Source organism: Burkholderia sp. IMCC1007 (assembly GCF_027257875.1).
GTDB lineage: Bacteria > Pseudomonadota > Gammaproteobacteria > Burkholderiales > Burkholderiaceae > Burkholderia.
Map to the genome: position 1 here is coordinate 1 of NZ_JAPVQY010000107.1, position 11189 is coordinate 11189.

The 11189-nt window shown below is 68.7% G+C and carries 13 protein-coding genes; 9 read left to right on the forward strand and 4 right to left on the reverse strand.

Going from position 1 to position 11189, the window contains the following annotated elements; genetic code table 11:
* A partial coding sequence (tssD, locus tag O1Q03_RS39195; protein WP_269511353.1) for a type VI secretion system tube protein TssD occupies positions 1-151 on the reverse strand: 151 nt, incomplete at its 3' end.
* 723 nt (positions 152-874) lie between these two features.
* Between tssD and O1Q03_RS39200 the strand changes: the two genes are divergently transcribed.
* The 6 genes from O1Q03_RS39200 (at position 875) to O1Q03_RS39225 (ending at position 6298) form a co-directional block, all read left to right on the forward strand.
* Entirely contained in the window at positions 875-1918 is a 1044-nt protein-coding gene (locus tag O1Q03_RS39200) for a hypothetical protein (RefSeq protein WP_269511332.1), read from the forward strand.
* A 113-nt stretch (positions 1919-2031) separates the two neighbouring features.
* Positions 2032-2337: an EF-hand domain-containing protein gene (locus O1Q03_RS39205; protein ID WP_269511333.1), complete on the forward strand. Its 306-nt coding sequence runs from the start codon at positions 2032-2034 to the stop codon at positions 2335-2337.
* A 41-nt stretch (positions 2338-2378) separates the two neighbouring features.
* Positions 2379-3092: a response regulator gene (locus O1Q03_RS39210; protein WP_269511335.1), complete on the forward strand. Its 714-nt coding sequence runs from the start codon at positions 2379-2381 to the stop codon at positions 3090-3092.
* Positions 3092-4438: an ATP-binding protein gene (locus O1Q03_RS39215; RefSeq protein ID WP_269511337.1), complete on the forward strand. Its 1347-nt coding sequence runs from the start codon at positions 3092-3094 to the stop codon at positions 4436-4438. The genes O1Q03_RS39210 and O1Q03_RS39215 overlap by 1 nt, the downstream gene beginning before the upstream one ends.
* Positions 4439-4639: 201 nt before the next feature.
* On the forward strand, positions 4640-5413 hold the full coding sequence (locus tag O1Q03_RS39220; protein WP_269511339.1) for a DUF4410 domain-containing protein: 774 nt from the start codon (positions 4640-4642) through the stop codon (positions 5411-5413).
* Between the two features lie 162 nt (positions 5414-5575).
* Positions 5576-6298, forward strand: a complete 723-nt coding sequence (locus O1Q03_RS39225) for a dihydrodipicolinate reductase C-terminal domain-containing protein (protein ID WP_269511341.1) — start codon at positions 5576-5578, stop codon at positions 6296-6298.
* A gap of 87 nt (positions 6299-6385) precedes the next feature.
* On the opposite strand, the gene O1Q03_RS39230 is transcribed toward O1Q03_RS39225, so the two are convergent.
* Entirely contained in the window at positions 6386-7195 is an 810-nt protein-coding gene (locus O1Q03_RS39230; RefSeq protein WP_269511342.1) for an SDR family oxidoreductase, read from the reverse strand.
* The gene (locus O1Q03_RS39235) at positions 7192-8025 is read right to left on the reverse strand and encodes a molybdenum cofactor biosynthesis F family protein (RefSeq protein ID WP_269511344.1); all 834 of its coding nucleotides are present in this window, start codon (positions 8023-8025) and stop codon (positions 7192-7194) included. The genes O1Q03_RS39230 and O1Q03_RS39235 overlap by 4 nt, the downstream gene beginning before the upstream one ends.
* Before the next feature lie 168 nt (positions 8026-8193).
* On the opposite strand from O1Q03_RS39235, the gene O1Q03_RS39240 reads away from it, so the two are divergent.
* Entirely contained in the window at positions 8194-8988 is a 795-nt protein-coding gene (locus O1Q03_RS39240; protein WP_269511346.1) for an AraC family transcriptional regulator, read from the forward strand.
* On the opposite strand, the gene O1Q03_RS39245 is transcribed toward O1Q03_RS39240, so the two are convergent.
* Entirely contained in the window at positions 8946-9188 is a 243-nt protein-coding gene (locus O1Q03_RS39245; RefSeq protein ID WP_269511347.1) for a hypothetical protein, read from the reverse strand. The two genes, O1Q03_RS39240 and O1Q03_RS39245, sit on opposite strands and share 43 nt — an antisense overlap.
* Between O1Q03_RS39245 and O1Q03_RS39250 the strand changes: the two genes are divergently transcribed.
* The gene (locus O1Q03_RS39250; RefSeq protein WP_269511349.1) at positions 9187-10146 is read left to right on the forward strand and encodes a DMT family transporter; all 960 of its coding nucleotides are present in this window, start codon (positions 9187-9189) and stop codon (positions 10144-10146) included. The two genes, O1Q03_RS39245 and O1Q03_RS39250, sit on opposite strands and share 2 nt — an antisense overlap.
* Positions 10147-10547: 401 nt before the next feature.
* A complete protein-coding gene (locus O1Q03_RS39255; protein WP_269511351.1) occupies positions 10548-11120 on the forward strand; it encodes a permease in 573 nt (190 codons plus the stop codon).
* Positions 11121-11189 lie beyond the last annotated feature (69 nt).

Consider the following 11189-nt stretch of genomic DNA (forward strand, 5'->3'; position numbering starts at 1 on the left):
GCGTCGCGATCAGATGTTCGATTTCCTGGACCAGAATCTGATCTTCGTGGCCTTCCTGGTACACGTTGCCCACCGAGTCGGGGGTGAAAGCGCCCTGCGTGATGTGGCCCTGGGTCTTGCCCTGGATACTGATATAAGCGGGAGTCGGCATGAATGCTGTCCTTGTTGTTGGAACCGACACGGCCCTCGGACCGTGTTGCCATCGGTGACGGCGCCGTAGCTACTGCAAGCGCCATGCCAGCGCACACACGCAAATATCTTGAGCCTTGACTATCAAGGCTTTAGCGCCGTTTCAAGGCGCCTTTACTCGGGAGAACGCAACGCTGTGACGGCAAAAATCGATTTTTTGACCGCTATTTCGGGCCATTTTTGGCCCGCTCCAATTCAACTCATTGAAAACAAACAGAATTAAGCGGGCCATTTTTGACCCGACCGGGCCAAAAATGGCCCGATCGCTACGGAGCAGCTGTCTACGTCGAATAAAAAGCCGACTCTTTTGGTGGAATTGCAACTGGAAGCCATGGCTCCCGAGCATGCGATTGATTCGTCCGGCGATGCTCGGCGCCACACATGCACAGACCGACCGGCAAATATGTCGCCACATGTCACGGCGACACGAATCCGGACTGCACGTGGCGCGCCTATCCGAATCGCGCCGCACGTCGAACACATTCGACCGCTTCCGCCAAAGCCGTGCCGGGCTTGAACCCTCCGCAATCAGCAGCGCCCCGTCATCGATTCGTCGTACCGAATGACGCACTCGACGTGTAACACCGCGACATCTTTTATGACGCGACTGGTGCGCGTCGTCGTCCTAAAGTTCGTCCCGTCACCACGCCACTGCGTGCACCGAAACGAACCGCAAGGACACCCGATGAAAACCCGCTCCCTCGTCACCGCCGCCGCCCTCGCCGCGCTTGCCAGCGCACCGGCCTTCGCCGGCTGGGCCGGCCACGGCACCGCCTACACGCCACACGGCACCTATAGCGGCGCGCACGCCGGTTCCTGCGGCGCCGGCAGTTGCGCGCATGCAGGCGGCGTGATCGGTCCCGGCGGCGGCATCGCGACCAACACGGGCACCGTCACGCGCACCGCGCCCGGCCAGTTCTCGAACAGCGGCACCGCGGTCGGCCCGAACGGCCGCTCCGTCCAGCACAGCGGCGACACGAGCTGCGCGGACGGCACCTGCTCGCATACCGGTTCACTGACGGGCTCGGACGGCCGCAGCGCATCGACGTCCGGCAGCGTGACGCGCGACGGCCCGGGCCAGTACTCGTCGAGCGGCACGATCACCGGATCGGGCGGCAACACGGCGAGCCAGAGCGTCACGCATTCCGGCAGCGCGACGCGTGTCGCGCCGGGCGTCATCACGACGTCGGGCGGCTCGACCGTCGTACACGGCGGCACGACGGCAAGCGGCACGGTGGTGGTCGCGGGTGGCGCGGTGCCGGTGCCGGTGCCGGTGCCCTCGCCGGTCGTCGTGCCGGCGGCCCCGCCCCCGCCGGCCGCCGTGGTCGTGAACGCACCGCCGCCGGCAACCACGACGGTCGCTGTCGTGCCGCCGGTGGCTGCCACCGCGGTCGTCGCCGCGCCACCGCCCGCGCCCGCCGCCGTCGTCGTCGCACCGGCGCCACCCAAGGCCGTCGTCATCGCACCAGCGCCGCCGAAGACCATCGTCGTGACGCCGCCACCGAAAGTCGTGCGTGTCGCGGCGCCGAAGGCGGTCGTCGTCACGCCTGCACCGCGCATCGTCTACGTCGCGCCGCCGCCGCCGGAAGTCCTGTACCTCGCGCCGCCGCTGCCGCGCTCCGTGTATGTCGCGCCTCAAGCCGTGTATGTCGCGCACCCGCCGCGTGCGGTCGTCTGGGTGCCCGGCCACTGGATTGGCCGCGTCTGGGTACCCGCGCACTGGGCGTGACCAGCACCGGGCCCGCTCGATCGAACCATTTCGTTTGCCATCCTTTTCGTTTGCCATCCTTTTCATCAATCACCCGGCCGGCGCAGAACGTCGGCCACGCAAGGAGAAACCCCATGAAGTCCATCCGGAAGATGATTGCCATCGCCGTTTTGTGTATCGTCTCAGCAGCAGCGTCGGCGCAGCAGATGCCGGCCGGCGCCGCGAACGGCGGCGCACGCGTCGAACGTGCGCTGTCGCAGTTGCAGACCCGCTTCGCGAACGCGAACACGACGCACGACGGCAAGCTCACCCGCGAGCAGGCCGCCGCGGGCATGCCGATGGTCGCGCAGCATTTCGACGAGATCGATACGCAGCGCAACGGCTACGTCACGCTCGAGCAGCTCGCCGGCTTCATGCGTCAGCGCATGGCGGCCCGCTGAGCGCGGACCGCACCCGGTCGCGCCACGCACGGAGGCAGCCGATGGAACAGTCCTGCAGGATCGTCGTGCTAGACGACGAGGCCGAGCTGCGCAACATGCTGCAACGCTTCCTCACCGGCCACGGCTTCCAGGTCCGTGCGGTCGCCGACGGCAAGCGGCTCGACCGCCTGCTGCAGCGCGAACCGTACGATCTGCTGGTGCTCGACCTGATGATGGAGCCCGAGGACGGCCTGAGCGTGTGCCGCCGGCTGCGCGCCGAAGGCCACACGCTGCCGATCCTGATGCTCACCGCGAAAGGCGATGCTGCGGACAAGGTCATCGGCCTCGAAACGGGCGCCGACGATTACCTCGCAAAGCCGTTTCTTCCCGACGAACTGGTCGCCCGCGTGCGGGCGCTCCTGCGGCGCCAGAAGATGGCGGCCGGCGAGCCGACGGTGACGTCGCAGCGGCTGCGCTTCGGCGCCTTCACGTTCGACGTCGGCCAGCAGACGCTGGTGCGCGACGGCGTTCCCGTCGACATCCATTCGGCGCAGATGCTGCTGTTGCACGCGCTGGGCTCGTCGCCGAACCGCGCCGTGAGCCGCGAAAACCTGCTCGCCCGCGCGCGCGGACGCGATCACGCCGCGCTCGATCGCAGCGTCGACGTGCAGATTCTGCGGCTGCGCCAGATCGTCGAGGACGATCCGGCCAAGCCGCGCTTCATCAAGACGGTGTGGGGCATCGGCTACATGCTGGTGGCCGGCGTCGAATCGTGATGCGCCTCCCGCTGCCGCGCTCGCTGCTCGCGCGCAACATCGCGCTGCTGGTCGCGCTCGTCGCGCTGTCGCTCGTCTGTTCGCTCGTCGTGCTGCTGCACTACGTGCAGCGGCCGCGCATCGAACGGGCGTCGATCATTTTCTCGGAGTACGTGCAGTTGCTCGACCGCACGCTCGCCAGCCTCCCGCCCGACACCGGCCGTGCGGTGGTCGCGCAGCTCGGCGGCCGGACGCAACCGCCGCCCGCCGGGCCGCCGCAGCCGCCGAACCTGCCCGCCTTCTTCCGCACCTGGCAGCGCGACGTGTTCATGCAGGCGCTCGCGCGGCATCTGCCGGCCGAGCTGCCCGCGCGCTGGCAGTCGGGCGACGACGAGCGACTGTGGATTCGCCTGCATGCCGCCGGCACGCCGGTCTGGATTTCGTTGCCGATGGCCGCCGATGCACAGGCAAGCGGCATCACGACCGCCCTCGTGCTGTCGGTCGGGCTCGCGCTGCTCGCGGCACTGACCGGCTATCTGATCCAGCTTCACCTGAACCGTCCGCTCGACGCGCTGGCACGCGCCGCGCAACGCGTCACGGCGGGCGAGCGCCCGCCGCCGCTGCCGACCGACGGGCCGACCGAAATCGCCGACGTGAGCCGCGCGTTCAACCGGATGGCCGATGCACTGCAGCAGGCGGACACGACGCGCTCGCTGATGCTGGCCGGCGTGTCGCACGACATCCGCACGCCGCTCACCAAGCTGCGGCTCGCGATCGCGATGGCGTTGCCGCGCGGCACCCACGATGCGCTCACCGAATCGGCCGAGCACTACCTGGACCAGATCGACACGATCCTGCAGCAGTTCATGGACTACGCAGGCAGCGGCGAGCGCGAGAGCCCGCAGACCGGCGACCTGAACGCGCTGATCGGGCAGCTCGTGGCCGATTTCGCGGGGCTCGGGCACGAATTCGAATTCGACGAGGGCGACGTACCGCCGTTCCCGTTCCGCCCGATCAGCGTGATGCGGCTGCTGATGAACCTGATGCAGAACGCCGTCGTCTACGGACGGGCGGGCCTGGGCGTGCGAACGTGGACCGAACACGGGATCGCATATGCGGTGGTGCGCGATCGCGGCACCGGCATCCGCGCCGAGGAACTCGAACGACTCAAGGCACCGTTCAGCCGCGGCGCGAACGCACGCGGCCACTCGGGCGGCACCGGTCTCGGCCTCGCGATCGTCGACCGGATCGCGCGGCTGCACGGCGGCTCACTGACGTTCCGCGACCGCGACGGCGGCGGCCTCGAGGCCGTCGTCGCGCTGCCGCTCGACGCATCGCATCCGGCCCCCGCAGCGCTTTCTGCTTGATGCGCGATGCGCACCGGCATATGACATACGCCGACATAATTGCCGCGTGGCGCGTGGCGCCCGATCTCCGCATACTTCGCCTGCGTGTTGCGCAACGGCATGAAACCTCTCTCGGCCAGCGACCACGCTCCGCTTCCGATCGTTCGCGTTCCTGAATGCCGCGACAGTATCGGCACCTCCACCCAGGCCACGGAGATCGACATGTCCCTTTCCCTTCACGCACTCGCCGCCCAATCCAAACGTCTGACGAGTGCCGCGCTGATCGTCGGTTCGCTCGTCATGACCGGCTGTGCATCGACGGCAACCGCGACCACGGCCACGGCGCCGATGGGGCGCGCGCTGCCGCAGGTTCATGCCACCGTCGTCTATGTGTCGACGTTCGATGCGGATGCGACCGACGTGAAGGTCGACGGCGGGATGATCAGCAAGCTCGCGACCGTCATGAGCGGTTCGTCCGCCGACGCGCAACGCCAGCAGACCGCGCTGAAGACGCGCCAGCAACTCGCCGACGCGCTCGTGCGCGAACTCCGCTCCCAAGGCGTTCCGGCGCTGCGTGCAGACAGCCCGGTGCCGAACGATCGCGACGCGCTGGTCGTCCAGGGCCGGTTCGACAGGATCGACGCCGGCAATCGCCGCCGACGCACACTGATCGGGCTCGGCGCCGGCAAGAGCGAAGTGGGCGCGTCGGTCGCCGTGCTGTTCCAGCCGGCCCACGGCACGCCACAACCGCTCGACTCGTTCTCCGCCAGCGCGAACAGCGGCCATATGCCGGGCATGGTCGAGACCGCCGGCGTCGGCGCCGTGGCCGGGCGCGTCGCGACGTCGGCGGCAGTCGGTGCCGGAATGCATGGCGTGTCGGAAGCGAAGCACGACACCGTCGCATCGGATACGGACCGCCTCGCCCGCTCGATCGCCACGCAGTTCGCGGCGAAGAACACGGCGAACGCATGGGTGCCGACAGCGTCGGCCAACTGATACGCCGGTGCCACGCCTATGCGGCGCGACTGCACGCACAGGCGGGCGGCCGGGCATAATGCGCGATCACGGCACACCACGCGGTGGATCGTGATCGTGCCGGGCCCCTGAGCGGCCCGTGCCGCTTCCGTACCGAAACCCGAACCGCAACCCGTCAATCCCATGCAAGTACTCGTCGTTGGCACCGGCAAGCTGGCAACCGAACTGCTCCGCTCGCATCAGCTCGATCCCGCAATCTTTCACGTGATGCCGTGGTCGGAGGGTGCGCGAGCCGATGCCGGACGTAGCGACGCCCGACGTACCGACGCCCGGCGTAGCGACGCCCGATCGATCGTCGTCCATGCCGGTTCCGGCCGCGAGTTGCCCGATGCAATCGCGTTCTGCCACGCAACGGGTTCGACACTCGTCGAGCTGTCGACCGGCTCCGACCTCGAAACCGGATCGCACGATTTCCCCATCGTGCTGTGCCCGAACACGAACATCCTGATGCTCAAGTTCATGTGCATGCTGGAAACCAGCGGACATCTGTTTCGCGACTGCAACATCAGCGTGACCGAGTCGCATCAGGCCAGCAAGACGTCGGTGCCCGGCACCGCGGTCGACATCGGCCAGTCGCTCGGCGTGCCGGCGCAGCACATCCGCTCCGTGCGCGACCCCGCAGAGCAGCGCGATGCGTTGCAGATTCCCGACGACCAGCTCGGCCGCCATGCATTCCACCGGATCCGCATCGAGGACGGCGCGTGCAGCCTGCAATTCGAGTCGCGCGTGTATGGCGCATCGCCTTACGCTGACGGCGTGTCGCGCATCGTCGACGCCGTGCGCCAGCGCGATCTCGAGCGCCGCCGTTACTCGATCGTCGAGTTCATCCGCAACGGTTGGCTGTAATCGCGCGCGCATGGCCCGGCCGTCGACAGCACTGACGACGCGCGCCACCATCCACAGCCCGTCACCGCGCGGCCCTGTTCGCGCGCGTTAGCCGTCGCCCAGCACGGCCCCGCTCTCCGGCAACGTCGCGCCGCCGTCGACGACGATCGTCTGCCCGGTGATATACGCGGCATCTGCGGACGCAAGAAACAGCATTGCGTTCGCGATGTCGTCCGGCTCACCCATCCGCCCGAGCGGAATGTCGCGGGCGATCTGCGCGGCGACCGACGCGTCGCCGAGATTGCCGGCGGCCGGCGTGCGGATCATCCCCGGCTCGACGCCGTTGACCGTCACGTTGCGGCGCGCGAGTTCGAGCGCTGCCGCGCGGATGAAGCCGTTCACGCCGGCCTTCGATGCCGCGTAATGCGCGAGCCCCGGATATACGACGCGCGGCCCCGTCACCGACGACGTGACGAGCAGCCGTCCGGCGCCCGCGCGCTCGAACGCAGGCAACGCGGCCTGCGCGAGCCAGAACAGCGCCGACAGGTTGACCGCCAGCGTCCGCTCGAGCGTCGGCGCGTCGATCTGCGCAAACGGGGTCAGCGGGAAATACGCGGCGTTGTGCACGACGACATCGAGCCGCCCGCCGTCGCGCTCGACCGCCGCGACGAGCGCGCATAGTTCGTCGCGGCTCGCGGCGTCGACGCGATACGCACACACATCGGCACCCGCACCGGAAAGCGCGTCGGCCTGCGCGGCAGCCGCGTCGCCGTTGAGATCGGCGAGCGCGACGAACGCATCGGCTTCCGCGAAACGGCGTGCGATCGCCGCGCCGATCCCCTGCGCGGCGCCCGTGACGAGCACGACCCGCCCGCTGAAATCCGCATGCACGCGGCCGCTGCCCGGCATGGCGTTCATTGCGACGCCTCGCCGCCGAGCGGATGCACGGTTTCGTTCAGCACCTGCGCATACGCGCCGATCGGGAAGTTCGACAGCGCGCCGAATTCGCCCCCCTGATAGCCGAAGATCTTGCCGTCGGTCTTGCACTGCGCGAGATCGATCAGCACGACGCCGAGCGTCGGCACCACTTTCTCGCGCCAGACGAACAGATACAGTTGCTCCGCGATCTTGAAGTAATGGCAACGGTCGACGTCGGCCAGCCCGCCTTCGACGCCCAGCAGGCACTGCCATGCATAGAAGTTCTCGTTCAGGTAGATGTGCTCGTAGCACTCGGTCGGGCTGTAGCGGTACATCGTCCGCTTGCCGATCAACTCGCGCGTGGGCCCGTGCAGCAGGCCCGGCTGCGCATGGCCGCCGAGCGTGCCGTGCCGGAACGCGGCATCGACGCCCGTCAGCGGCAACCCGCGCGCGACGCGCGTGAACGCGTCGATGTGCGTGTCCGCTTCGGTCGGCAGCGTGCCGACCACCGACGTCCACACGCCGTTGCCGACGTCGATCACGAGGCTGACCGACATCGCGCGCGCCGCCGGCTCGATGTAGTCGACGAAGTACAGGTCGTCGCGCAGCCGCGTGACCCGGCACGGCGCGCGCCCGCCCGTGTCGGTCGCCGCATCGCGCCATTGCAGCGCATCCGCCTCGAACGTGTAGATGCGCCACGCGCCCGATGCATCGTCAAGGACGAGCGACCGCCCCGCCAGTGCGTTCACGGGCGTGAGGATGTTTGCGTCAGGTGCGAAACCGTCCGCGAGTGCGCCCACCTGGATGAATACCGGATTCTGTTGTTCCACCGCTGTCTCCTGCGCAGCTTCAGGCCCGGCGGGCCGTGTACGCTGCTCATGTGCACATGGTGGCGGCTGCGCGCGCGGCGCGGTATCGGCCAAAAGGATGAAGGGCGCGCGTCGACGGAACGCGCTAAAGTGCACGGAATCCGCGTCGCCGACGCGCCAGGAGCGCCCATGCACCGTGTCACCCACTACCGACGGACCGACGAAGGCATCGAGGCCATCAGCCTCGAGTCCGATCGCGCGTTTCCGCGGCATGCGCACGATGAATTCGGGGTTGGCGTGATCGTCAGCGGCGCGCATCGATCATGGAGCGGCCGCGGGCAGGTCGACGCGCTGGCCGGCGACGCGATCATGGTCAATCCGGGCGAAGTGCACGACGGCATGCCGATCGACGCGGGCACCGGCCGGCGCTGGCGGATGCTGTACCTCGCGCCCGCGCTGGTTGCGGGCGTCGCGGCGGAAGAAGGGCTCGGCGGCGTCGAACTCGCGCATCCGGCCGTGCGCGACACGCGGCTCGCCGCCGCGTTCGGGCGGCTGCATGCGCGGATCGTCGAAGGAGAAACAGTGCCGCTCGCGCGCGACGAAGCACTCGTGATGCTGATCGCCGGGCTGCTGGCGCGGCACTCGAACCGCGCACTGCCGGCCGCCCGCGTCGCACCGGCGATCCGTATCGCCCGCGAACGGCTCGATGCGGCGCCCGCGGCACCCGTTTCGCTGGCGGAACTGGCCGGCTTGAGCGGCGTGAGCCGCTTCCAGTTGCTGCGCGGCTTCGCACGTGAACTCGGCATCACGCCGCATGCATACCTGGTGCAGTCGCGCACGCGGCTCGCCCGTGCGCTGCTCGCGAGCGGCACGCCGATCGCCGATGCGGCGGCCGAAGCCGGTTTTGCCGATCAGAGCCATCTGACGCGTTCGTTCGCGCGTCAGTTCGGGATCACGCCGGGAAGGTTCACGCAGGCCGGGTGACGGGCTTCGCTGCGCGACGCGTTCCGGTTGTGGCGACGTGGGCCGTTGTCGTGACGTGGCAATGCGGTCGATGCAGACAGACGCTGCGCCCCATGCAGAAACACCGAGCGCCGCGCCAATTGACACACCCGCACCGCCACGAACACCGCTGCAATTTCGTTCAAGACGCCCTCGCCGCCGCACGCGATGATGCGGCGCATGAAAACACGACTGGTCGGCTATCTCTACCTCGCCGCTGCGATGATCGGCGTCGGCAGCACCGTCATCGCGAGCCGCTTCGCGGCCGGCGGGCTGCCGCCATTCACGGCCACCGCGCTGCGCTTCCTGATCGCGACCCCGCTGCTGTTCGCGCTGATGTGTGCGCAACGGATGCGCTGGCCGCGCATCGGCATGCGCGATGCCGTGTTGCTCGTCGTCCAGGCGGCAGCGGGCGGCGTCGGCTATACGGTGCTGCTGATCAGCGGCACGAAGCTGTCGTCGCCGGTCGATGCGGGCGTGATGCTCGGCACGCTGCCGGCGATGTCGACGCTGATCGCGGCCGTCGTGCTGCGCGAGCGCCAGACGCTTCGCGACTGGGGCGCGGCGGCGCTCGCCACCGCCGGCGTACTGTTCGTCACGTTCGCGCCCGGCCGGGCCATGCCGTCGCTGCAGACGCTTGCCGGCGACGCGCTGGTGCTCGCCGCCGTCGCATGCGAGGCCGTGTTCATCCTGCTGAACCGGCGGCTGTCGGCCCCGCTGCCGCCGCTCGCGTTGTCGACGGCGATGTCGGGCCTCGGCTTCGTGCTCGCACTGGTGCCGGCCGCATTCGAATGGCACGCGGCGATGACCGGCTGGACGATCGGCGCCGTTTCGGCGATCGCGTACTACGCGCTGGTGCCGACCGTGCTCGGTTATGTGTGCTGGTATGCAGGTTCCGCGCGTACGAGCGGCACCGAAGCCGCGCTGTTCACGGCGGTCGCGCCCGTCTCGGCCGTGCTGTTCGCCGTCGCGCTGTTCGGCGAGACGCTGGGGGGCACGCGGCTTCTCGGCATCGCGCTCGTCATCGCGGGGATGCTGGCAGGCGCGACGCGGCGACGTGAACCGCCGGCGCGCGAAACGAAAACACGGTCGGCGTTGCCGGCTGGCCCCGCGGCGGCGTCGCCGACCGCATCCGACTGATCGGCGTCCGGCGCGCCGCATGCACGGCGTCCGGCTGCCCGGTCCGCCCGGCGTCAGCGCGAGCCGTACCGCGCTATGCGCTATCGATGGATGCAGTAAACGACATCACGCGACCGCGATCGCCGAGACTCTGCACTGCACTGCACTGCTTGGCTCGGCTCGGCTCGACTCGGCTCGCCGGTCAGCTCACGTCGCCACACTCCGACACACGCGCCGCGTCCGACCGCTCATCCGACAGCGACACCACCCCGCCATCGCCCAATCGCCCACCTGCCCCCGCCCTCAGCGCCGATTGTAGGAATGTTTCCATCCGCGGCAAAACCGTTGCGCCCCATCGCACAAGATGCAATATTCGCGTGGCCGGGCCTTTGACAATCCATCGAACAATAATTCGCCACGTCATGAACAAAAAGGAAGCCAAGACAAGAATCGCGGCGCTGCTGTCCGCGGGGGCGAGGAAAGCCGACGTGCTGGCCGAACTGGCCGGCCACGGCCTGAAGGACCGCGTGCTCGCGCGCCTGATCGCGTCGCGTCCCGACCCGGCGCTGTGCAGAAAAAACAAAGTGCACACGTGGATCCTGGTCGGCCTCGGCATCGCGCAACTCGTGATCAGCCTCGCGCTCGCCTACCTGTTCTCCGCCGCCGCCGACCACCTCGGCACTGTGGGCGCACTGGGCAAGGGCCTCGCGGTGCTGTTCGTCGTGCTGACCGTGCCGCTGTCGCTGCTGTTCATCTGGGGCTTCGCGACCCATCGCGTCGGCGCATATCACGCGTTCATCATTCTGTCGCTGCTGCAACTGCCGAAGACCATCGCCGATCTCGGACAGGATCCATCGAGCGCGCTGCCGAGCCTCGCGGTGACGGTCGTGCTGGTGGGCTACGTCTGGTTCGTCCGCAACCGGATGTTCCCCGACTTCGGCTGGTTCACGCCGCGCAAGATCGAAGGCCGTTACGCGTTCGTGGAAAACGCCTGACGCGGCCTGCAGCCGCACCGCGCACGATAAAAAAGGCGCCGGGCCGCCCCGCACTTGCGGGACGGCCCG

Bases quoted from the DNA above. Each gene is read 5' to 3' on its own strand.
- O1Q03_RS39225 (WP_269511341.1), top strand. From the start codon at position 5,576: ATGCAAGTACTCGTCGTTGGCACCGGCAAGCTGGCAACCGAACTGCTC.
- O1Q03_RS39255 (WP_269511351.1), top strand. From the start codon at position 10,548: ATGAACAAAAAGGAAGCCAAGACAAGAATCGCGGCGCTGCTGTCCGCG.
- O1Q03_RS39215 (WP_269511337.1), top strand. From the start codon at position 3,092: ATGCGCCTCCCGCTGCCGCGCTCGCTGCTCGCGCGCAACATCGCGCTG.
- O1Q03_RS39210 (WP_269511335.1), top strand. From the start codon at position 2,379: ATGGAACAGTCCTGCAGGATCGTCGTGCTAGACGACGAGGCCGAGCTG.
- O1Q03_RS39230 (WP_269511342.1), bottom strand. From the start codon at position 7,195: ATGAACGCCATGCCGGGCAGCGGCCGCGTGCATGCGGATTTCAGCGGG.
- O1Q03_RS39205 (WP_269511333.1), top strand. From the start codon at position 2,032: ATGAAGTCCATCCGGAAGATGATTGCCATCGCCGTTTTGTGTATCGTC.
- O1Q03_RS39220 (WP_269511339.1), top strand. From the start codon at position 4,640: ATGTCCCTTTCCCTTCACGCACTCGCCGCCCAATCCAAACGTCTGACG.
- O1Q03_RS39200 (WP_269511332.1), top strand. From the start codon at position 875: ATGAAAACCCGCTCCCTCGTCACCGCCGCCGCCCTCGCCGCGCTTGCC.
- O1Q03_RS39240 (WP_269511346.1), top strand. From the start codon at position 8,194: ATGCACCGTGTCACCCACTACCGACGGACCGACGAAGGCATCGAGGCC.
- O1Q03_RS39245 (WP_269511347.1), bottom strand. From the start codon at position 9,188: ATGCGCCGCATCATCGCGTGCGGCGGCGAGGGCGTCTTGAACGAAATT.
- O1Q03_RS39250 (WP_269511349.1), top strand. From the start codon at position 9,187: ATGAAAACACGACTGGTCGGCTATCTCTACCTCGCCGCTGCGATGATC.